The following is a 22,446-nucleotide window of genomic DNA, read 5'->3' as shown; positions in this document are numbered from 1 at the left end:
ACTCGATTACTACTGAGCGAGACGGCAAGGAAACATTGCTCCATGCTATCCATTAAAAGTGATTGGGTAAAAAATTAGCCAATCAGTTATTTGGTTCCTGAGTGGCCAAATCCACCTGCGCCGCGATCCGACTGATCAAACTCATCGACAAGTTTAAATTCAGCCTGAACAACCGGTACAAATACCAGCTGCGCGAGTCTATCACCGATTTCGATTGTAAAAGGCTCACTGCCACGGTTCCAGCAAGAGACCATTAATGGTCCTTGATAGTCTGAATCGATAAGTCCAACTAAGTTACCGAGAACGATGCCGTGCTTATGGCCTAAACCTGAGCGCGGTAAAATCACCGCCGCTAGACTTGGGTCTGCCACATGAATGGCGATTCCTGTAGGAATAAGCACAGTTTCACCCGGCTGAATAACCAGTTGAGTATCTGTGATGGCGCGAAGATCCATGCCTGCACTGCCTGGTGTAGCATAAGCTGGTAATGGAAATTCGGTGCCGATGCGTGAGTCTAAAATCTTTAATTCGATTGGTGTTTTCATCAGTTTTTTATTTTGTTCGCTATTAGAGTAAGCAATTGCTTGGCTAAAGTGTCCTTATCGACAGCGGGTAAATCGGTGCTGCCATCACTCCAAAATACACTGAGTGCGTTAGCGTCACTGTTAAAGCCAATGGCGCTATTTGATACGTCATTAGCGGCAATCATATCGAGCTTCTTGCGAGTTAGCTTTCCGCGTGCATATTGCTCTACATCATTGGTTTCAGCTGCAAATCCGACGGTAAAAGGTCGGTTAGCATGGCTGGCAACGCTGGCTAAGATATCAGGATTTCGCACTAGCGCAAGTTGCATCTGTTCGGCCGATTTCTTAATTTTACTCTCAGCAACTTCTGCGATGCGGTAATCGGCAACGGCGGCGCAGCCAATAAATATCTGGTGCTTCTCAACCTGTGGCATCACCGCATCTAGCATCTCTTGAGCCGACTCAACGTTGACTCTATTAACGCCGTTAGGGGTCGCTAGGTTGACGGGACCGGCGACGAGTGTGACTTTTGCGCCCATCTCTGCTGCAGCTTTGGCGAGCGCAAAGCCCATCTTGCCAGAGCTATGGTTGGAGATGTAACGCACTGGGTCAATGGCTTCGCGAGTTGGGCCTGCTGTGAGTAGTAGCGACATACCTTGCAGCAGTTTAGGACCAAAGAAGTTCACTGCTTTGTCTGCAATCGCCACAGGCTCAAGCATTCTACCAGGACCGACTTCACCACAGGCCTGTGAGCCTGAATCTGGTCCCCAAATGTGAATACCACGTTCGGCCACTTGCTTTAAATTGGCTTGCGTTGCGACATTGCGATACATCTGTTGGTTCATGGCTGGGCAAATAACAACAGGGGCTTCGGTAGCTAAACAGGTCGTGGTGATCAGCTCATCGGCCATCCCCGCATTAACACGGGCGATAAGGTTAGCCGTTGCTGGTGCAATGATGACTAAGTCTGCCCAGCGTGCTAACTCGATATGCCCCATCGAGGCTTCGGCAGTAGGATCAAGCAGATCGGTTGCTACCGGATGGCCAGAAAGTGCCTGCAAAGTTAGCGGAGTGATGAATTCCTGCGCACTTTGACTCATAACAACACGGACATCGGCGCCGCGTTCTTTTAACTTGCGTACTAGGTCGGCCGATTTATATGCGGCAATGCCGCCGCCAATTCCCAGTAGTACCTTTTTGTTATTGAGACCCATACTTAACTCATTTTCATAATCATGTTGGCGATGATGTTTTTCATTACGCCGCAGAGGTTGGGCTAAGATATCACAAACTGCAAAATGGTGATGCACAAGTTCCAAAAATCTAGACCATACTCATGGATACACAAACAACAAGGAGGTTGTTATGGCGATAAAGGATTGGCCAGAAGGAGAAGCGCCGCGAGAAAAATTATTGACCCAAGGGGTAAAACAGTTATCTGATGCAGAATTGTTAGCGGTTTTGCTTAGAGTGGGGTTAAAAGGCTTAACTGCAGTAGAGCTGGCGAGAACCATGATAAATGAGTTTGGCGGCCTTAGGGGCCTGCTTAGTGCGTCTCAGGCACAAGTTTGTCGACTAGATGGAATAGGTCCGGTGAAGTTCGCCCAAATGCAGGCTGCAGTAGAGCTAGGCACGCGAATTTCGCAAGAAAAACTGCAAAGAGGAAAAATTTTATCTGATCCTGATTTAACTCGGGACTATTTAATGAGACAATTGTCTGATCGTGCCTACGAAGTGTTCGCTATTTTACTGTTAGATAGTCAGCATAGAGTGATTCAATTCGTTGAATTATTTAGGGGGACCATCAATTCGGCATCGGTTTATCCACGTGATGTGGTGAGCTTGGTGCTTGAAAGAAAGGCTGCGGCTGTGATCGTGTGTCACAACCACCCCTCTGGAATTGCAGAGCCTAGTACTGCCGATAGACGAATTACTGAGCGATTGAAACAAGCCCTACAAACTATCGATGTTTCCTTGTTGGACCATATGGTTGTAGGCGATCGTGAGATAGTTTCTTTTGCTGAAAGGGGATGGATAGATTAACTATCCCTTGATCTTTGATTTTAGATCCTGTATAAAATGCGCCCTCTGTTGTGTGCCTCAGGCGACGGCCGTGTTCGAGGTGCATTAATGCTCGAGCGTTAAATATTGTTTTGGAGAGATTGACATGTCAAGAGTATGCCAAGTAACTGGCAAGCGACCAATGGTTGGTAACAACCGTTCGCACGCGAAGAATGCTACGCGTCGTCGTTTTTTACCTAACCTACAGAACCACCGTTTCTGGTTAGAAGACGAGAAGCGTTTCGTACAGCTACGTGTATCTACTAAAGGTATGCGTATCATCGATAAGAAAGGTATTGAAGTTGTTGTTGCAGAACTTCGTGCCCGCGGCGAGAAGGTATAATAGACCATGGCTAAAGCTAAAGGTAACCGTGAGAAGATCAAGCTAGTTTCTAGCGCTAACACTGGTCATTTCTACACGACTGAAAAAAACAAGCGTAACATGCCTGAAAAGATGGAAATCAAGAAATTTGATCCAGTTGTACGTCAGCACGTTATGTACAAAGAAGCTAAAATCAAGTAATTACTTGTTTAAGCATCTGGAAAAAGCCTCTATTTATAGAGGCTTTTTTTTGCCTGCAATTCCTGCTTTATCATCTTTATGACCTATGTTTACGTGCACTATCCTCTGTTAGCTTCTCTGCCCAACCCTGCTTTCCCTTTTTCGTTTCACTCGTGCAGTCATCAAAACTGAATTAAAAATAGATTGAAATGAAAATAAATGCTTTTTAAGTGAATTTAAATGCAATAGTATTACTTAAAGTTGCTGACTCAGTCTGTGAAGGTTAGCTGTTCAAGTGAATATCTATTTATTTAAAGGTGATTTTAGCGTGCGTACCACAGAACTTGTTGATGGATTTCGTCATTCCGCTTCCTATGTAAATGCCCATAGGGGCAAAACTTTCGTCGTGATGTTGGCCGGCGAGGCCATCGCACAGCAACAGTTCCGAGCCATCATCAATGATATTGCGCTATTGCACAGCCTTGGGATCAAAATAGTCCTTGTTCATGGTGCTAGACCGCAAATTGATGAAGCACTGGCCGAGCGCAGTTTAGCTGCCGAATATTACAATGGCGTGAGGGTGACTGAGGAAGATGCTCTTAAAGTGATTAAGCAAGTGGTTGGGGCCTTGCATCTTGATATCACGGCACGGCTGTCAATGAGCCTAAGCAATACCCCTATGCAGGGGGCACAGATCAACGTGGTCAGCGGTAATTTTGTGATTGCTCAGCCTTTAGGAGTCGAGGATGGTGTCGATTACTGTCTTAGCGGTAAGGTGCGTCGTATTGATAGTCAGGGGCTAAAGCGTCAGCTCGACAGTGGTGGCATCGTATTATTGGGGCCTGTAGCGGCCTCAGTAACGGGTGAGAGCTTTAATCTTACCGCTGAAGAGGTTGCCACCCAGATTGCAATAAAACTCAAAGCAGACAAGATGATAGGCTTTAGCGCTCAGAAAGGTATTTTGGAGAGTGATGGCCAGGTTATCGCGGAGTTGATGCCCACCGAAGCGCAAAAAATCTTAAATGAGTTCCCCGAAGTCTCTCCCTTATGCGTTGGTACTAAGGCTTTCTTGGAGGCGAGTATCGATGCCTGCCGCAATGGCGTCAGTCGCTGCCATTTTGTTAGCTACCTCGATGATGGTGCACTGCTGCAAGAGCTCTTCTCCCGCGATGGTATTGGTACCCAGATTGTGACCGAAAGTGCCGAGCGACTACGTAGAGCGACGATTGGCGATATCGGCGGCATATTAGATCTTATTCGTCCGCTAGAGCAGAAAGGGATCTTAGTGCGGCGTTCACGTGAGCAGCTAGAGATGGAGATAGAGCAATTCATGCTGATCGAGCGTGATAGCTTGGTCATTGGCTGTGCGGCATTCTACCCATTTGAAGAGGATAACGCGGGTGAGTTTGCCTGCCTTGTGGTACATCCTGATTACCGAGATGCCGACAGAGGCAGCTTGCTACTGCAAAATATTATTGGTCAGGCACGAGTAAGGGGCTATTCCCGTCTGTTTGCACTCACGACTCGCAGTATTCATTGGTTCTTAGAGCACGGGTTTAATATGGTCGAGGTTGAAGCGCTACCAGAAAAGAAAAAGCAGCTGTATAACTATCAACGTAAATCGAAGATTTTAGCGCTGGATCTATAACTTTGCGGCCATTTTGCAAGTTGACATATTATGTCGCTGTGAAACAATAGGGGTCACTTAGACGATAAGGAACTTCTATGTCTCAGGTTTATTCATTAGCGCCACTCACTACGACTGGTCACTGGAGTTTTGTCGCCTTGCTGGCCATATTGATCGGCTTAGCAGTGTTCATCTACTTCAAGAAGATGCCTAAAGTCAGTAAGGCGGTGAGCATAGGAGTATTGCTGCCTATGGTGCTGGCTTTTAGCTGGATGTTTTATAAGGTCAATGATTCTAAACTGATTGTTAGTTCAGACACCTTCACGCTTGAGGTGCCTTTTTACGGCTTTAGCCTGCCGCTTAGTGAAATCGATAGAGCGGAGATTAAACGCCTAGATCTCAAACATGAGCCTGATTTTAAGCCCAATTTTCGTGCTAATGGCATGGGGATGCCGGGATTTCAGTTAGGTTGGTTTCGACTCGCCAATGAGCAAAAAGCGTTTGTTGCCACTACCGATACCGACAAGATGGTTTTAATCCCAACTTTGCTTGGCTATCCTCTGATTGTGAGCCTTGATGAACCAGATGAACTACTTGAGCGATAATCTTCTTAAATTAGGCTGATATCGGGCACAAAAAAAGCGAACCTTAGGTTCGCTTTTTTGTTGGGCTAAATAACCAAATTAGGAGTTATTTTTTCGCTTTTCGCTTGTACAGCATGTCTAGTGTAAAGAGGAATAAGGCTGCCCAGATAAAGGCGAATGTAATTCCTTTTTCTGCATCAAACGGCTCATTAAACAAGGCGATGGCGAGGATAAACATAATACTTGGGCCGATATATTGGAAGAAGCCCAACATTGAAAACGGGATCCTAACTGCCGCAGAGGCAAAACAGATCAGCGGCACCGTAGTTACAACCCCAGCCGCCATAAGTAATAGGTTAAGCTGCAGATCATTGTTCATTAAGTGGGTGAGTGAGTCGCCAACGTTAGCAAATAAGTAAACAAGTGCAATAGGTAACAAGATTGCCGTCTCAACCAATAGGCCAGTCTTGGCGTCAACGTTCACTTTTTTACGCAATAAACCGTAGAAGGCAAATGAGCAGGCAAGGCCGAGTGACACGAGTGGAATGGAGCCAAACGAGATCAGCTGGATCATTACGCCTGTTGCGGCAAGTGCGACTGCAGCCCATTGCAGCTTACGTAGGCGTTCCCCGAGGAAGAGCATTGCTAAGCTAACGTTAACTAAAGGATTGATGAAGTAGCCTAAACTGGCATCGAGCATATGGTCGTTGTTGACCGCCCAGATGAATAGTAGCCAGTTGCCAGCGATCAGCAGTGATGTTACGCACAGTACGGCAAGTTGCTTGGGCTGTTTAAGCAGATGGCGCAGACGAGCAAAGCCACCAAATAGTGCAATTAAAATAGTGACAAAGAAAAATGACCAGATCACTCGGTGTAGCAAGATCTCGGCAGCAGAGACGCTATCAAGCAATTTAAAATAAATAGGGGCAAATCCCCAAAGGGTATAGGCGCAAAGCGCATAGACTATGCCTTTACGGTATTCAATTTCTTGCATTGGAATGTGCTAAATAGGGAAGTAGCCGCAGATTGTAGTCCTCCGGAGCAACAGACTCAAGCTAGCCAAGCGCTTTAGTCTGGCGAGTTGCTGTTATTTGAAAGTGACAGTGAGGAAACTTTCTCTGCCACTATGGCTACTATCAGTATCAGCTTGAAAGCCGATGGTTAGCCCACCATGTAAGTACCTGTACCAAATGCAATATGATCTCCCTTTTCGTTGTGGAGTTCCATCCGCGATACCGATACTCGGTTCCCCGCTCTTATCACAGTACCAGTGCCTGTAAAAATTTCGCCACGACCTGGGCGCAAATAGTCCACTCGTAGATCTATGGTACCCAGTGTTTTAATGCGGTGTTCCAACTCTTCAATTGTCCAATCATCGCGGCTTGCGACTAGGCCTGAAAAGGCGGTGAGGCCGCCAACAACATCTAATACCGTTGCGGTGACTCCGCCATGGAGGATCTGCTGATGGATATTACCAATGAGCTCAGGTTTCATGGTCACCTGAATTTCGACACCATCCATATCGTAACGCTTAATATCCATACCCAGTAGATTATGAAACGGGACGTGCTGGTCAAAAATCTCGGCGACTCTACGTAATGTTTCTTGCTGAATAAGCTGACTCATCTCGCTTCCTTTTCTTCGATAGGTAATCTTACTAGCCACTTTAGAGTATTTAATCTATCTCTAATGGATAGCTGGATGCAAGCTCAAAATTTATCCAGTAACGATAATCTAGAGAGACAATAGCCTCACGCTCAATTAGAATAGTCGACCCTATTTTTAACACAGGTTCACTATGGATCAGGCCGTGCTCGATAATTCAGTCGATCAGTTAGCTTCCACCCTTCAGTCGGTATTTGGTTACCGTACTTTTAGAGAGGGTCAGAGGGAGGTGATTGAACAGATCTGTGCGGGACAGGATTGCTTAGTGATCATGCCTACTGGTGGCGGTAAGAGCCTGTGTTATCAACTGCCTGCTCTCGTTTTGCCGGGCTTGACGGTGGTGGTTTCTCCCTTGATCTCATTGATGAAAGATCAAGTGGACAGCCTTATTCAAACTGGCGTATCTGCAGCTTACCTGAACTCATCTCAACCAAGAGAAGAGAGCCTACAGGTGCTGCAAAAGATGCGTTATGGCGAATTGAAGCTTTTGTATGTGTCACCAGAGCGACTGCTGCAAGCAAGTTTTATCGACAGACTACATGAGCTTAATGTCTCTTTGTTTGCTATTGATGAGGCGCACTGTATCTCCCAGTGGGGTCATGACTTTAGGCCTGAATATGCGGCGCTAGGGCGTTTACGTCAGCAGTTTCCTCAGGTGCCGATCATGGCGCTAACCGCGACCGCTGATAAAGCGACACGGCATGATATTTGTGAGCGTTTAACCATAACGCCGCACTCTTTACTGACGAGCTTCGACCGACCCAATATTCGTTATACCGTGGCTGAAAAGTTGAATGCGGCTAATCAGTTGCGCCAGTTTATCGCTGCGCAAAATGGCAGTAGTGGCATCGTATATTGCAGTAGTCGCCGCAGAGTGGATGAGGTTGCCGAGCGTCTTCGTCTACAGGGCTACCAAGCTGAGGCCTATCATGCAGGGAAGACTCAGGAAGAACGTGCAGAAGTACAAGATAAATTCCTAAAAGATCAGCTGGATATAGTGGTCGCTACCGTGGCATTTGGTATGGGGATTAACAAGTCGAATGTGCGTTATGTGGTGCATTACGACATCCCTAAGAGCGTAGAGGCTTACTACCAAGAAACCGGCCGGGCAGGTCGAGACGGCTTAGACTCTGAGGCATTAATGTTGTTCGATCCTGCGGATATCGGCAGAGTGAGACACTTAATTGAGCAATCAGAGCCGGGGCCACAGCAACAGGTGGAATTTCATAAGCTTAATACTATGGCAGCCTTTGCCGAGGCGCAGACATGTCGCCGCCAAGTGTTACTCCACTACTTTGATGAGAGTGCGCAAAAGGCCTGTGGTAACTGTGATATCTGCCTAGATCCGCCGAAGAAATACAATGGTATTCAAGATGCACAAAAGGTCTTGTCCTGTATCTACCGTATGGGTCAGCGTTTTGGCATCAATCACCTAATCGAGGTGCTACGAGGCTCTAAATCTGCCAGTGTGATTGAACGTGGTCATGACAAGTTATCGACTTGGGGGATTGGCAAGGAGAAGAGTCATGAGCATTGGCTTAGTGTTATTCGTCAGCTGATCCATTTAGGCCTCGCTAATCAGGATATTACCCGTGGCTCCTCGGTGACGCTAAACCCATCGGCCAGAGCGGTACTAAAAGGTGAAGTTGAGTTGCTGCTTGCGGAGCCGAGAATCGTGATTCAAACCACTAAGCGCAGAAGTGCCAATCCTCGTGCTCCACTCAATTATGATCGTAAGCTATTTGCAAGGCTTAAGTTGTTGCGCCGTACGCTAGCTGAGGAGCTAGATGTGCCACCTTACTTAGTCTTTAACGATGCAACGTTAGCGGAAATGGCTGCCATATTGCCAACCAGCCCTGGTGAAATGCTTGCGGTAAATGGTGTGGGTGAGCGTAAGCTTGAGCGATTTGGTGGTGAGTTTTTAGATGAAATCGCCGACTACCTTGCCGAAGGTTAGTTCGTTATTAATTAAGGTTGGCGGGCTTTTGCCTTCTTAATTGGCTAACTCTGGCACGCTTAATCATCGATTGTAAGCTGTCAAATTGCTGCATGCTGGCAAGGCCAATATTCACTTTACTATCACTTTTCCAAAGTGCGACTGTTCCGGTTAACTGCTCGATGACTTTTTTAGCCCTCGCCTCTGACGTGTGAGGCAACATGATGAGAAGTTGTTTATCAGCCCCCAGCAGGGTTAGATCTTGCTCCCTAAGCTTTGTCTTTAACTGCTCAACTATTGCTGGCAGCTCGCTGCTTAACATTCCGCTAGTATCGAGAACCAGTAATGATAGGGGATAGTTCACCTGTTTACTGATATTGAGCATATCTTCGAGTTTCTGCACGCCAGTCGCATTAGGTTTTATTGAAATCGGCCTATCGAGCGCTTTAGCAGTTCTAGGTGAGCGCTTACGACTCCAGAATATAAAGATAGCAAAGCTACACAGAATCAGTAGAACGGGTAGCACTGAGGCGGGCAAAACCGAGGTGGGGATTACCGCTGCGGTGGCATTTTTTTGTTCGTAGGAGAGCTGCTTTTGACGGCTTAGATCTGATTTTAAATAGGAGAGCCAAATTCTTTGTATAAAGAGGGTTTCATTTTCAGCTGCTTGGAACTGTTTCAACTGATAATCATAGGCCAGCTCATAGTTCTGCTTAGAAGCGAAGTATTTTGCTAGTACGGCATAACAAAGCTTAAGATCAGTATATAGTTTTTTTTGTTTTGCTATCCCAATTGCTTCGCTCATTTGTTCAAGACCTAGTCGCTCCTCACTTTGAGCTAGGTTTACTTGTGCCAGTAAATGCAACGCTCCTATGGTTGCATTGGTATTAGCCTCTTTCTTGAAAGTATTGATGCTCAGATGTAATAACTGTTCTGCGCTGCTGTATTTGCCACTGCTAAAATCGATAAAAGCGATCTGTTTATAGGCGTTGGCCAGTTCAAATGAGCTACCTAACTCGGCCAGCATGGTGCGTGCAGCTTGAATGTACTCTTCTCTCAGCTCAGCTTGCTGGTTGAGTTGCGCGATCTTAGCGGCATCGATCGAAAGATTGAGGGCTATTTTCCCCCCTGATAGTGGATCGCTAAGCGCTTTATCTAAGAAGAGTCTTGCCTCTTTAGGTTCACCCTCCTTTATCATCAATTTCGCCATGGCAATATTTAAATAGGGAAGGGGTGTTAACAGCCAGTGCTCATTTTGCTTGCTAACTTGTGGGTAGAGATCCAGCGCTAGACGCAGATCTTCAATTGCGGTGTCATTGTGTTGTACCTGTGCGTCAAGCTGGCTTCTGATCCATAACCCATTAATAAGTGCTTGTGGCTGCTCTAAGCGACGTGACATAGCAATAGCCGAGTGAATTAGCGGTAATGCTTGTTGGTAGTTGCCATAGTTAAGATAGGCTTGAGCCATACAGTTGAGAAAGTAGGGGCGAGCTTCATCAAGTCTTAACTGCTTCGCTTTTGCTTGATTGAGTCGAGCTAAGTTTAATGCTGCCGCATTCTCGCCAAGTTGCAGATAGGCCTCGCACTTAAATGCATTTATGCGTAGTGCGATGGCGTTCGGGTTCAAATTAGCATGGAGGTCTTGTTCAATATCATTAATGCTATTTAACGCTTCGCTGGGATATTGAAATACTGAGATATTAAGTTGGTCTAGCTGCTCTAGTGTTAAGGAATGCGCAGGCGAAAGCCACAGCATAAAGCTGAGGCTTATGAGGCGTAAGTCCATTTTGAAACGCTTCAGAGGGAATCCTTATCCGCTTTCTCCAACTTAAGCCGCATTATAACTAATCTAAATAAAAGATGCATAAAAAGCTTGAGGCGCGAGAATATTGCGATATACCTGAACAATGCATGCTCTATTGATAATAAAAGGCGTATAAGTTTATTTTTGCGCAATTATCCATCTTTTTTGTGGTTTTTATGAGCAATAATAAGCTTGAAAATAACTTTAGTAAGCGAATTTATGGTTGACACCGATGTCTATGCAAGTTAAAAATTAACCGACTCAACAGCGTTGTTGAGCATATTTATTTAATTAGGTTGAATAAAAGTGAAGATGTATTCCAATGCACTACTAGGACTCCTTATTCTCATTCTCGCAGCCCCTGCGCGGAGGACTTAGTGCTATACGCTTTAAAATAAGCCTGCATTAATAAACCCCGCATATAGAGCGGGGTTTTTTGTATTTTAATCGTAACAAGCAGAGTGAACACATAACGGAACAGTGATGTTCAATGGAGAGATAGATGTCTAACCGAGTGATTATATTTGATACCACCCTACGTGATGGTGAACAAGCATTAGCGGCAAGCTTAACGGTTAAGGAAAAACTTCAGATTGCACTCGCGCTAGAGCGTCTTGGTGTCGATGTGATGGAAGTAGGCTTTCCAGTTTCCTCTCCTGGGGATTTTGAGTCGGTACAAACCATTGCTAAGACAGTTAAAAATAGCCGCGTTTGTGCGCTATCGCGGGCGTTAGAAAAAGACATTGATGCTGCGGCGCAGGCGTTATCGGTGGCCGAGCAGTTCCGTATTCATACTTTTATTTCAACTTCGACGATTCACGTTGAGAGTAAGTTGAAGCGCTCATTCGATCAGGTGCTCGATATGGCGGTTGGGGCTGTGAAGTATGCTCGCCGCTTTACCGATGATGTGGAGTTTTCATGTGAAGATGCTGGGCGTACGCCTATCGATAATTTGTGTCGTATGGTGGAGGAAGCCATTAAGGCTGGCGCGCGAACCATCAATATCCCAGATACCGTAGGCTATACGGTACCGAGCGAATTTGGCGGCATCATTCAGACGTTGTTTAATCGCGTACCCAATATCGATCAGGCGGTGATCTCGGTGCATTGCCATGACGACTTAGGCCTGTCTGTTGCTAACTCTATTACTGCCGTGCAGCATGGTGCTCGCCAAATTGAGTGTACCGTAAATGGCATTGGTGAACGTGCGGGTAACTGCTCGCTCGAAGAGATTGCCATGATCCTATCGACCCGTAAGGGTGAGTTAGGATTAGAGACAGGCATTAACGCCAAAGAGATCCACCGCACATCAAGCCTAGTTAGCCAGCTATGTAATATGCCGGTGCAGGCTAACAAGGCGATCGTTGGTGCCAATGCATTCACCCACTCTTCGGGGATTCACCAAGATGGCATGCTAAAAGCGCAAAACACTTACGAGATCATGACGCCTGAAAGCATTGGCTTAAATCGTAATAACTTGAATATGACTTCACGCTCAGGGCGACATGTGATTAAGCATCGTATGACAGAGCTTGGTTACGGTGAGCAAGACTATGATATGGATGTCTTGTATGAAGAGTTCCTTGCACTAGCAGATAAGAAGGGCCAAGTGTTTGATTACGATCTTGAGGCATTAGCCTTTATGGAAGCACAGGCTGAAGCGGATGATCACTTTAAGCTGCAGCAGTTAGTGGTGCACTCCGACTCTACAGAGGGCAGTGCGACGGCAACGGTAAAGGTTGCGGTTGACGGTGAAATCATTACCGAAGCTGCGACTGGCAACGGCCCTGTCGATGCGGCCTATAAGGCTGTTGCCCGTGCAAGTGGCTGTGAAATCAATATTACCAGCTATCAGTTAAGCGCAAAGGGCGAGGGGCAAAATGCCTTAGGTCAGGTGGATATCACCGCTAACTATCAGCAACAAAACTTCCATGGTGTCGGCCTTGCGACCGATGTGGTTGAAGCATCGGCTAAGGCGTTAATTCATGTGATGAACCTAACTTGGCGCGCCGATAAAGTCGCCGATTGTAAGCAGCGAATTAAACAGAATCAGCAAGAGTTCGGCGGCGTGTAAGCTGACGAATTGCCCCTAATGGCTATGAGCGCAAGAACAAGTTTAAAGAATAAAATTGAAGAATAAACCACAGGAGTGAGCCGAAGTATGAGTTATCAGATTGCAGTACTGGCCGGAGATGGCATTGGGCCAGAGGTGATGGCTGAAGCACGTAAGGTGTTAAAAGCGGTAGAGGAGCGTTTTACACTTTCTATCGAATATTCAGAGTACGATGTAGGCGGTGCGGCTATCGATAATCATGGTTGTCCACTTCCTGAGGCAACGTTGAAGGGCTGTGAAGCTGCAGATGCAATCTTATTTGGCTCGGTCGGTGGTCCTAAGTGGGAACACTTAGCACCAAACGAGCAACCAGAGCGTGGTGCGCTGCTGCCTCTTCGCGGTCACTTTGAGCTTTTCTGTAATATGCGTCCGGCTAAATTACATTCAGGCTTAGAGCATATGTCACCACTGCGCAGCGATATCTCTTCTCGGGGGTTCGATGTGGTGTGCGTACGTGAGCTAACCAGTGGTATTTATTTTGGTAAGCCTAAAGGGCGCCAAGGTGAAGGTGAAAATGAAGAAGCCTTCGATACCATGCGTTACAGCCGTAAAGAGATTAGTCGCATCGCAAAAATTGCTTTTGAAACAGCTTTGGGGCGCCGTAAGAAAGTGACTTCGGTAGATAAAGCTAACGTGCTTGCCTGCTCAGTTTTGTGGCGCGAAGTGGTTGAAGAGGTCGCTAAAGACTACCCCGAAGTCGAGCTAGAACACATTTATATCGATAATGCGACCATGCAGCTGTTACGTCGTCCTGACGAGTTCGATGTGATGCTGTGCTCAAACCTTTTCGGTGACATCATTTCCGATGAAATCGCCATGTTGACAGGTTCTATGGGGTTATTGTCTTCAATCAGCATGAACAGTTCAGGTTTTGGTCTTTATGAGCCTGCGGGTGGCAGTGCACCAGATATTGCTGGCCAAGGTATCGCCAACCCTGTGGCGCAGATCCTGTCGGCAGCCTTGTTGTTGCGCCATAGCCTTAAGTTGGAAGAGGCGGCTACAGCCATTGAAAATGCAGTAGGACAAGCTTTGAGTGACGGCTATCTAACAGGAGAACTGTTGCCTAGCGAGGAGCGCCATAATGCCAAATCGACCAGTGAGATGGGTGATTACATCTCTAAGTTAGTAAGAGAGGGAGCGTAATCATGGCTAAGACACTTTATGAAAAAGTATGGGACAGTCATGTGGTCGTTGCCGCCGAAGGTGAGGCACCGATCATCTATGTCGATAGGCACTTAGTGCATGAAGTGACCTCACCGCAGGCTTTTAGTGGATTAAAAGTTGCTGGCCGTCAGTTACGTGCGCCAGAGAAAACCTTCGCCACTATGGATCACAATACATCAACCATCAGTGCCAGTTTAGATGCGCTAAGCCCGATGGCCCGTACTCAGGTTGAAACCCTAGAGCGCAACTGTAAAGAGTTTGGTGTACGTCTTTATGATATCCACCATAAAAACCAAGGTATTGTGCATGTGATGGGCCCCGAGCTTGGCATTACTCTGCCGGGTACTGTCATCGTGTGTGGTGATTCGCATACCGCCACTCATGGCGCCTTTGGCGCGCTAGCATTTGGTATTGGTACTTCAGAAGTTGAGCATGTGATGGCGACTCAGACACTGCGTCAGCTAAAAGCCAAGACGATGAAGATAGAGGTTCGTGGTCATGTGGCTCCGGGGATCACCGCTAAAGATATCGTGCTTGCCATTATAGGTAAGATAGGTATGGATGGCGGCACAGGCTATGTGGTCGAGTTCTGTGGTGAGGCGATAGAAGCCTTGTCGATGGAAGGGCGCATGACGGTCTGTAACATGGCCATCGAGATGGGCGCGAAGGCGGGCATGATAGCTCCAGATGCGACAACAGCCGAATACCTCGAAGGGCGAGAGTTTGCACCTAAAGGTGATAGTTGGAGCCAAGCCATTGCAGCTTGGGAACAGCTAAAAACTGACGAGGGGGCAGTATTCGATGCCACAGTAGTGCTGGATGCTAAAGACATCGCGCCGCAACTGACTTGGGGAACCAATCCGGGGCAAGTTGTTGCGATTGATCAGCTAGTACCTAACCCCGCTGATGCGACCAATGCCACAGTTCGTAACAGTATCGAGAAGGCGCTAGAGTACGTTGACTTAACCGCAGGCACCTTGATGACAGATGTCAGTATCAATAAGGTCTTTATTGGTTCCTGCACTAACTCCCGTATTGAAGATCTGCGTGCCGCAGCCGTGCATGCCAAAGGCCGTAAGGTTGCCGATGGCGTTAAGGCCATTGTGGTGCCGGGCTCTGGGCTAGTTAAAGAGCAAGCGGAAGCGGAAGGCTTAGATAAGATCTTCTTAGAAGCTGGCTTTGAATGGCGCCTACCTGGATGCTCTATGTGTTTGGCGATGAACGATGATAAGTTGGAAGCGGGCGATCGCTGCGCGTCGACCAGTAATCGTAATTTCGAAGGCAGGCAGGGGCGTGGTAGTCGCACTCATTTGGTGAGCCCAGCTATGGCGGCAGCCGCTGCGGTCGCTGGTCACTTTGTAGATATTCGCAAACCGTATTAGGAGCAAGTCATGCAACCATTTATCTCACACACAGGGCTTGCGGTTATCATTGATAGTGCAAACGTGGATACCGACCAGATCATCCCTAAGCAATTTCTCTCTAAGGTGACTCGTGACGGCTTTGGTGTACACCTTTTTCACGACTGGCGCTATTTAGATGATGCAGGTGATAAGCCAAACCCAGACTTTAATCTGAACAAGCCACGCTATCAGGGCGCTTCTATCTTAGTGTCACAGGAAAATTTTGGCTGTGGCTCGAGCCGCGAACACGCACCGTGGGCGTTAGCCGATTTTGGCCTAAAGGTGATCATCGCTTCGAGTTTTGCCGATATCTTCTATGGCAACTCAATTAATAATGGACTGCTGCCTGTTAGGTTAACTGACGCCGAAGTGAAGCAGCTTATGGTCGAAGTAGAAGCGCAAGTAGGCGCAGAGATTAATGTCGATCTCGAGGCGTTAACGGTGACCTCACCTTCGGGTTGCGTATTTAGCTTTGAGATTGCCGAGTCTGCGAGGCATAACCTACTCAATGGCTTGGATGCGATCGGCTTGACCTTGTCACATGCAGATACAATTGCTAATTACGAAAAAAACATTCCGCAGTGGCGAGGCTAGAATACGTTAAAATTTAGCGTACAGCTGTACCAGTCGTGTGTTTTACAAAAGCCATTTAGATATTTATCTAAGTGGCTTTTGCTTATCTTGGGTGCAATGCTTATCTTTGTTTTTGTTTTTATTGATTTTTATTTTTGCCTTTTAACTTCCATTTGCTTTGATTTGAAGTGCTAGTGATTTGTGCTGTAAATTGGCTGAAAAATAGGTGTACACATGTCCCAGTGATTTGCTTGTAATATCTATTTGTATTTTATGGTTATTAATCTTATTTTTGCTTTTGATTGTGAACGCTTCAGCGACGAAAGTGCTGAGTTTGTACCTCCTATTTCTCCACTGAAATGTGATCTTGTCCGGTTTTAGTCTGTTTTTTCTTATATTGACTAGTGTTTTGTGCTGTTTTTTATAAAGTACTTGTAAAGATATTCTGCAGTTGTAGAATCGCCGTCATTAAAAAGTGGAGTTAATACTCTACTTCTTTTTTACATAATTAGAGATGACAGATGAATAAGCGTTTAATTACTCTTGCTGTTAGTACAGCACTTTTGGGGACAGTTACACAGGTTCAAGCGGCTGGTTTTCAATTAGCTGAATACTCTGCAACGGGATTAGGTCGCGCGTACGCGGGTGAAGCGGCGATGGCCGATAGCGCAGCAGTACAAAATCGCAACCCTGCGATGTTGACTTACCTTGAAGGTACGCAGATGACTACCGGCGCGATTTTGGTTATGCCAAACATCGATATCAATGGTGAAGTGACATATGTAGACGGCGTTAACCCTACTTCTGCAAAAGATATTGCAGGTGATGCTGTCGTGCCTAATTTCTACGTTTCGCACCAGTTAAATGAGCAGTGGTTCCTAGGTTTAGGTATTGGTAGTAACTTCGGTATGGCGACAGAGCTAGACGATGACTTCCGTGGAACTCAGTTCGGTAACGAAGCATCTGTGACTACTGTTGAAATCAACCCAAATGTTGCCTACCGCATTAACGATCAGTTCAGTGTTGGCGCTGGTATTCGCTTCGTTCTAGGCGAAGGTAGCATTGGCGCTAAGAGCTCTGCTGATGTCACTCTTCCACCAGAGCTGGGTAACGCTATTCTTCCAAAAGGTACCACACTTAAGTACATGGAAGGTGATGACACGGCATGGGGCTGGCAGTTAGGTGGTGCGTGGCAGATTAATGCTAACAACCGTATCGGTCTTAATTACCGCTCTGCTGTTGATCTAAACCTTGAAGGCGAAGCAAATGGTTTAGCCTTTAATCCATTTGACCCTAGCATGAAACTAGATGGTTCGATGGAACTATCTTTACCAGCAACGGCTGAACTTGCGTCTTTCCACCAGTTAACAGAAAAGTTAGCGATTCATGCAAGTGTTAACTGGACTGATTGGAGTTCATTTGAAAAGCTGGAAGCACAGATCCCTGCGCTTTCAAACCCAACTCAGTTGGTTAAGCAAGAAAATTGGGAAGATAGTTACCGCTTTGCTGTTGGCACGACATATCAGCTAAATGAGAAGATCTCTCTACGCGGCGGTGTAGCTTACGATAAGTCTGCTGTATCTGATGCAAACCGTACTTTAACTATCCCTGAAATGGATCGTTTATGGTTAAGTGCTGGTATGGGTTATGCCTTCAGTGACAACTTCGATATGGATCTAGGTTTCACCTATATCTTTGCTGACGAGTCACCGGTAGTTGAGCCTCGTCCAGGTATTGACTCAGATCTATCTTCAGCTCCATTTGGCGGTACTTTCTCTGGTACAACTAGCGGTAGCATCGCACTAGTTGGTGTTCAAGCGACTTACCGTTTCTAATATTCGTACTGACCGGTATTAGTACGATAGGGCTGCCTTAGCGCTGCCCCTTGTAATCAAAAGCCTCGCATTTGCGGGGCTTTTTTGTATAGGAACTAACTATCTATGAATCCTCGAATGCTATGGACGGCATCGGAGAGGGGTTGTGCCTGCTCTTTGGCGGAGCTACGCTTGAGTTGGATTGGCTATCCAGTTTCATGATAAAAGAGATACAGCTTGCCTAGGATGACGCTTCTGTATTAATCATTCATGGCTGTGCTATTACTAATCTATTAGCTTTAACATATCAAAATAAACAAGAGGTTCACCATGAAACCCAAAATTTGGTTGCTCGCCGTAGGTTCTGTATTTTTAACGTTAGCGTCACAGGTCGCAGCGAATGAGACACTAAGCTCAGATGCTCAGCCTAAGTCTGTGCAGGTAGTAAAGCAGTTTATTCAAGGCTTTAATAATCATAGCGTAGAGCAGTTACTACAGCATACAACGCCTAATGTGCACTGGTTTAACTTATCAGGCAATAAGATGGATATCGAGACCTCAACTCAGCAAGAGCTTGGTGCAGCGATGACAGACTACTTTGCTAGCCTCACAGATGCTAAGGCTAGCTTAAGGCAGATCTTGGTTTCGGCTAACTATGTGAGTACGGTGGAAGAGGTAACTTGGAGCCATGAAGGAGAGTTGCATAGCCAATGTAGCCTAGGTATTTATCAGCTAGCAGGTGATAAAATTAATGCTGTATGGTTTTACCCTAGTCATGTCTGTGATGAGACGCCTTGGGTAGAAGTGCCCAGCCCTGAAATTGTTCAGCCAGAGATCGGCTTATTAAAAGAAACCCGCCAATAAGGAAAAGTATAAGTGTCAAAGAAATACATCATAGCACTCGACCAAGGCACAACGAGTTCTAGAGCGATTGTGTTTGATCACGGTACCAAGATGGTTGCCAGCTCTCAGCGCGAGTTTAGTCAAATGTATCCCCAACCTGGCTGGGTAGAGCATGATGCGATGGAGATCTGGGCGTCTCAAAGCTCGACACTTATCGAAGCCTTGGCCCGGGCTGATATTCACAGCGAAGATGTGGCGGCTATCGGCATTACTAATCAGCGTGAAACAACGGTCGTCTGGGACAAGATGACAGGCAAGCCCGTTTATAACGCCATTGTGTGGCAGTGTCGTCGCAGCAGTGGCATCTGTGATGAACTCAAGGCGAGGGGGCTAGAGGATTACGTTAAACAAACCACGGGATTATTACTCGATCCCTATTTCTCTGGCACAAAAATAAAGTGGATTTTAGATAACGTTGAAGGCGTGCGCGAGCGAGCTGAGAAAGGTGAACTGTTGTTTGGCACCATAGATACTTGGCTCGTTTGGAAACTTACCGAGGGCAAGGTGCATGTCACGGATCCGACCAATGCTTCACGCACTCTGTTATTTAATATTCATACCCAAGAGTGGGATGAGAAGCTGTTGCAGGCATTCGATATTCCCCGCTCACTTCTGCCTGAGGTAAAACCCTCTTCAGCAATTTATGGTTATACCCGTATCGCGGGAGAAGGCAGTCATATTGCGATAGCGGGAATGGCGGGCGATCAGCAATCGGCACTATTTGGTCAGCTGTGTATCGAAGAGGGGATGGCAAAAAACACCTACGGTACCGGATGCTTCTTGTTGATGAATACGGGGACTGAAGCCGTTCTGTCTCAGCATGGGTTATTAACCACCATAGCGATCGGAGCCGATGGCGGAGTTAACTACGCGCTAGAGGGTTCGGTATTTATGGGGGGAGCAACGGTGCAGTGGCTCAGAGATGAACTGGGACTGATCCGTGATGCGCAAGATACCGAATACTTTGCCAAAAAGGTGGAAGATACCAATGGCGTGTATCTGATCCCTGCATTTGTCGGATTGGGAGCGCCCTATTGGGATCCAGAGGCGAGAGGAGCGTTAGTGGGGTTAACCCGAGGCGCTAATCGTAATCATATTATTCGAGCGGCGCTTGAGGCTATCGCCTATCAGAGCCGCGATCTATTAGACGCCATGTCTAAAGATAGCTGTGTCGAGCTTAAGCAGATCAAGGTTGACGGTGGCGCGGTGGCCAACGATTTCTTAATGCAATTTCAGGCAGATATTACTAACGTTGAGGTGATGCGCCCTGAATTGACTGAAACCACTGCGCTGGGTGCCGCGTTCCTTGCGGGCCTAGCAGTCGGATTTTGGAGATCAACCGATGAGCTAAAACATAAGGCGGGAATAGAGCGTAACTTTACACCACAGATAAGTGCACAAAAGCGAGAAAGTCTATATCAAGGCTGGCAAAGCGCGGTTGAAAGAACTCGTTAAAGCAGTGGAAGCCTCGGTTAGACATTGATGTCGATTCGAGTATGAGTCGAGTCAGAAGCTTCTGTGCTTTGACTCGATCGTAGTGGCATTTGCTCTACCTTTTCCTCAGGCTCTTTTTGGGCATGCCTATCTCGCCTTGAGCTTTTTCTTCTCTCAAGCCTTGGATCTAGTTGATAAGCAATTCTCTGGTTCTTACGTCTATCGCTAGTTGAGGTGCGTCTCTCCAAATGCGGTGGCAATTGTGACTGTGGTTGTTCATGGCTGTCAGCTGCTATTGGCGCGCTTTTGTCGAGCTTTTTAACTTGCAGTTTTGGTTTAAGCTTTGACGTAACAGGCTTAGCGAGCATGGCGTAAACACTATCTAAGCTAATCATTTTCAGCTCCTCATTTTCTATGGAGTTACCTATATATCGACCGCTTGTGGTCAAAGTTTAGCCGTTTATAGTGAAGGGAGGGGGGAGTCGTTCACGAGAGCTGGAAGTAAATTTGGCTAGTTAATTAATTATGTTTAATATTTTCTGTATTTGTAGTGCAGCTTCTAAGAGGTAAATGGCTCTATCGGGTTAATTCTTCCTCTCAACAACATTATCATTATGGGAAAAAAGTCCACAATATGGCCTTAACTATTACAGTTAACACCACTCTTCTGTCTGTTTTTGCTGCTTTTTAAGCTTTATAGGGTCCTAAATCCCCACATAAATCCCCTTTAACAGCTTTGGTTAAAATGAAACAAAATTGGCTGCTAGGCCGCTTGGTTACTGGATTTTTAAATCTGCGGCTTTCCTTGACAAGCCTTGCGTTCTATCCCTAAACTTAGCTGTTGTGGGGAAATGTGGATATTTGTGGGATATTTTATAGAGCAACAGGGATGATATAAGGTGTTTTCAGGGGCAAGCGCTATTAATCTAGATGCAAAAGGCCGGATCGCAATACCTAAGCGATACCGTGAGACCTTGCATGCCCGCCATAATAATCAACTTGTTATCACTGTAGATATTCAATCCTCTTGTTTACTGCTGTATCCCATTCATGAGTGGGAGCAAGTGGCTGCTAAACTCGCATCTCTTTCCGACACACAGCCTACCGAACGAGCGATGAAAAGATTATTGCTCGGATATGCTCATGAGTGTGAATTAGACGGTAATGGCCGTATGTTATTGCCGACCCCATTGCGTCAATATGCCAACTTAGATAAGCGGGCAATGTTAGTGGGCCAACTCAATAAGTTTGAGTTATGGGACGAAGCTGCATGGCAGCAACAGATTGAGCAGAGTCGCGAAGCGATTCTTAATGAAGACTTGGCTGCTAACGAACGTTTGGCAGATTTCTCACTGTAACCAGTGATACTTAAAAGTAGAAGAAACCATGACACAAGAATTTGAACACCTATCAGTGCTGCTAACGGAAACCGTTGCAGGCTTAAACATAAGACCCGATGGCATCTATATCGATGGCACATTCGGTCGCGGTGGTCATTCTCGAAAAGTTCTTGAAGAGCTTGGACCGAATGGAAGGCTGATTGCTATCGACCGCGATCCGCAGGCTATTGCTGCGGCAGAGCAGTTTAAAGACGATAGTCGTTTTCAGATTGTTCATGGTGGTTTCGGCCAGTTAGCTGAGTATGTTGAAGATTTAGGTTTGAAAGGCCAGATCGATGGTGTGCTACTGGACTTTGGTGTGTCATCGCCACAGTTAGACGATGCCGAGCGTGGCTTTAGTTTCTTACGTGACGGTCCTCTGGATATGCGTATGGATAACTCTCAAGGTGAGACCGCTGCACAGTGGCTTGCCCGCGCAGAAATTGAAGATATGGCATGGGTATTTAAGACCTATGGCGAAGAGAAGAATGCTCGCCATATCGCTCGTTGTATCGCGGCCGATCGTGATAAGACGCCATTTTTGCGCACCAAAGAGTTAGCTGACTTAATTGCTCGGATCACTAAGAGCAAGGAACGCAATAAACATCCAGCGACACGCGTATTCCAAGCCATTCGTATCTACATCAATAGTGAACTTGAGCAGATCGACCAAGCCCTAGAAGGTGCGTTGACGGTCTTAGCGCCGGAAGGACGACTATCGGTGATCAGCTTCCACTCACTTGAAGATCGTATGGTGAAGCGTTTTATTCGCCGTAATAGTCAAGGTGAGAGCGTACCCCATGGCTTACCAATTACCGAGGCTGAGATTAATAAGTCACGCAAACTAAAGGGCGTGGGTAAGGCGATTAAACCATCGGCGGAAGAGGTTGAACGTAATGCAAGAGCACGAAGTTCTGTACTGCGTGTAGCCGAGCGTTTGCCATACGAAGCATAAGCGAT

Annotated in this window: 21 protein-coding genes; 15 read left to right on the top strand and 6 right to left on the bottom strand. The window is 46.5% G+C overall.

The genetic code is table 11. The features are described from left to right. Positions 1-86 precede the first annotated feature (86 nt). Both dut and coaBC read right to left on the bottom strand, forming a co-directional pair. Complete coding sequence (gene dut, locus K5Q92_RS13720; protein WP_220769564.1) at positions 87-545, bottom strand: dUTP diphosphatase; 459 nt, start codon at positions 543-545, stop codon at positions 87-89. Beyond that, positions 545-1,738 (bottom strand): bifunctional phosphopantothenoylcysteine decarboxylase/phosphopantothenate--cysteine ligase CoaBC, encoded by a 1,194-nt coding sequence (gene coaBC, locus K5Q92_RS13715; RefSeq protein WP_220769563.1) that lies wholly within the window; start codon positions 1,736-1,738, stop codon positions 545-547. The genes dut and coaBC overlap by 1 nt, the downstream gene beginning before the upstream one ends. A 151-nt stretch (positions 1,739-1,889) precedes the next feature. On the opposite strand from coaBC, the gene radC reads away from it, so the two are divergent. The 5 genes from radC to K5Q92_RS13690 all read left to right on the top strand — a co-directional run bounded on the left by radC (position 1,890) and on the right by K5Q92_RS13690 (position 5,319). After that, on the top strand, positions 1,890-2,567 hold the full coding sequence (radC, locus tag K5Q92_RS13710; protein WP_220769562.1) for a DNA repair protein RadC: 678 nt from the start codon (positions 1,890-1,892) through the stop codon (positions 2,565-2,567). A 124-nt stretch (positions 2,568-2,691) separates the two neighbouring features. Continuing rightward, positions 2,692-2,928 carry a 50S ribosomal protein L28 gene (gene rpmB / locus K5Q92_RS13705; protein WP_028769274.1) on the top strand — a complete coding sequence of 79 codons (237 nt, stop codon included), beginning with the start codon at positions 2,692-2,694 and terminating at the stop codon, positions 2,926-2,928. 6 nt (positions 2,929-2,934) lie between these two features. Beyond that, positions 2,935-3,108 (top strand): 50S ribosomal protein L33, encoded by a 174-nt coding sequence (rpmG, locus tag K5Q92_RS13700; RefSeq protein WP_012275560.1) that lies wholly within the window; start codon positions 2,935-2,937, stop codon positions 3,106-3,108. Between the two features lie 307 nt (positions 3,109-3,415). Next, positions 3,416-4,735 carry an amino-acid N-acetyltransferase gene (gene argA / locus K5Q92_RS13695; protein WP_220769561.1) on the top strand — a complete coding sequence of 440 codons (1,320 nt, stop codon included), beginning with the start codon at positions 3,416-3,418 and terminating at the stop codon, positions 4,733-4,735. A gap of 77 nt (positions 4,736-4,812) precedes the next feature. Beyond that, complete coding sequence (locus K5Q92_RS13690) at positions 4,813-5,319, top strand: PH domain-containing protein (RefSeq protein ID WP_220769560.1); 507 nt, start codon at positions 4,813-4,815, stop codon at positions 5,317-5,319. Between the two features lie 85 nt (positions 5,320-5,404). Here the strand turns inward: K5Q92_RS13690 and rarD are convergent, their stop codons facing one another. Both rarD and K5Q92_RS13680 read right to left on the bottom strand, forming a co-directional pair. Next, complete coding sequence (gene rarD, locus K5Q92_RS13685) at positions 5,405-6,292, bottom strand: EamA family transporter RarD (protein WP_220769559.1); 888 nt, start codon at positions 6,290-6,292, stop codon at positions 5,405-5,407. Between the two features lie 167 nt (positions 6,293-6,459). Continuing rightward, the gene (locus K5Q92_RS13680; RefSeq protein WP_220769558.1) at positions 6,460-6,924 is read right to left on the bottom strand and encodes a thioesterase family protein; all 465 of its coding nucleotides are present in this window, start codon (positions 6,922-6,924) and stop codon (positions 6,460-6,462) included. Positions 6,925-7,096: 172 nt separating this feature from the next. On the opposite strand from K5Q92_RS13680, the gene recQ reads away from it, so the two are divergent. After that, entirely contained in the window at positions 7,097-8,920 is a 1,824-nt protein-coding gene (recQ, locus tag K5Q92_RS13675) for a DNA helicase RecQ (protein ID WP_220769557.1), read from the top strand. Positions 8,921-8,927: 7 nt separating this feature from the next. Here the strand turns inward: recQ and K5Q92_RS13670 are convergent, their stop codons facing one another. Further along, the gene (locus K5Q92_RS13670) at positions 8,928-10,685 is read right to left on the bottom strand and encodes a histidine kinase (protein WP_220769556.1); all 1,758 of its coding nucleotides are present in this window, start codon (positions 10,683-10,685) and stop codon (positions 8,928-8,930) included. Between the two features lie 520 nt (positions 10,686-11,205). Here K5Q92_RS13670 and leuA point away from each other — a divergent pair. The 7 genes from leuA to glpK all read left to right on the top strand — a co-directional run bounded on the left by leuA (position 11,206) and on the right by glpK (position 20,128). Continuing rightward, complete coding sequence (gene leuA, locus K5Q92_RS13665; RefSeq protein ID WP_220769555.1) at positions 11,206-12,777, top strand: 2-isopropylmalate synthase; 1,572 nt, start codon at positions 11,206-11,208, stop codon at positions 12,775-12,777. 87 nt (positions 12,778-12,864) lie between these two features. Further along, the gene (gene leuB / locus K5Q92_RS13660) at positions 12,865-13,959 is read left to right on the top strand and encodes a 3-isopropylmalate dehydrogenase (protein WP_220769554.1); all 1,095 of its coding nucleotides are present in this window, start codon (positions 12,865-12,867) and stop codon (positions 13,957-13,959) included. A gap of 2 nt (positions 13,960-13,961) precedes the next feature. After that, on the top strand, positions 13,962-15,362 hold the full coding sequence (leuC, locus tag K5Q92_RS13655) for a 3-isopropylmalate dehydratase large subunit (RefSeq protein WP_220769553.1): 1,401 nt from the start codon (positions 13,962-13,964) through the stop codon (positions 15,360-15,362). A 9-nt stretch (positions 15,363-15,371) separates the two neighbouring features. Continuing rightward, a complete protein-coding gene (leuD, locus tag K5Q92_RS13650) occupies positions 15,372-15,977 on the top strand; it encodes a 3-isopropylmalate dehydratase small subunit (protein WP_220769552.1) in 606 nt (201 codons plus the stop codon). Between the two features lie 500 nt (positions 15,978-16,477). Then, a complete protein-coding gene (locus tag K5Q92_RS13645) occupies positions 16,478-17,791 on the top strand; it encodes an outer membrane protein transport protein (RefSeq protein ID WP_220769551.1) in 1,314 nt (437 codons plus the stop codon). Between the two features lie 309 nt (positions 17,792-18,100). Then, positions 18,101-18,634, top strand: a complete 534-nt coding sequence (locus K5Q92_RS13640; protein ID WP_220769550.1) for a nuclear transport factor 2 family protein — start codon at positions 18,101-18,103, stop codon at positions 18,632-18,634. Between the two features lie 12 nt (positions 18,635-18,646). After that, positions 18,647-20,128, top strand: coding sequence for a glycerol kinase GlpK (gene glpK, locus K5Q92_RS13635; RefSeq protein WP_220769549.1), 1,482 nt, complete (start codon positions 18,647-18,649; stop codon positions 20,126-20,128). Positions 20,129-20,145: 17 nt separating this feature from the next. On the opposite strand, the gene K5Q92_RS13630 is transcribed toward glpK, so the two are convergent. After that, positions 20,146-20,502, bottom strand: a complete 357-nt coding sequence (locus K5Q92_RS13630) for a hypothetical protein (protein ID WP_220769548.1) — start codon at positions 20,500-20,502, stop codon at positions 20,146-20,148. Between the two features lie 504 nt (positions 20,503-21,006). On the opposite strand from K5Q92_RS13630, the gene mraZ reads away from it, so the two are divergent. After that, positions 21,007-21,465: a division/cell wall cluster transcriptional repressor MraZ gene (gene mraZ, locus K5Q92_RS13625; protein WP_220769547.1), complete on the top strand. Its 459-nt coding sequence runs from the start codon at positions 21,007-21,009 to the stop codon at positions 21,463-21,465. A 28-nt stretch (positions 21,466-21,493) separates the two neighbouring features. After that, positions 21,494-22,441 carry a 16S rRNA (cytosine(1402)-N(4))-methyltransferase RsmH gene (rsmH, locus tag K5Q92_RS13620; protein ID WP_220769546.1) on the top strand — a complete coding sequence of 316 codons (948 nt, stop codon included), beginning with the start codon at positions 21,494-21,496 and terminating at the stop codon, positions 22,439-22,441. Positions 22,442-22,446: the final 5 nt, after the last annotated feature.

Source organism: Shewanella sp. MBTL60-007 (assembly GCF_019654915.1).
Lineage (GTDB): Bacteria > Pseudomonadota > Gammaproteobacteria > Enterobacterales > Shewanellaceae > Shewanella.
This window is presented reverse-complemented; position numbering and strand designations above follow the sequence as displayed.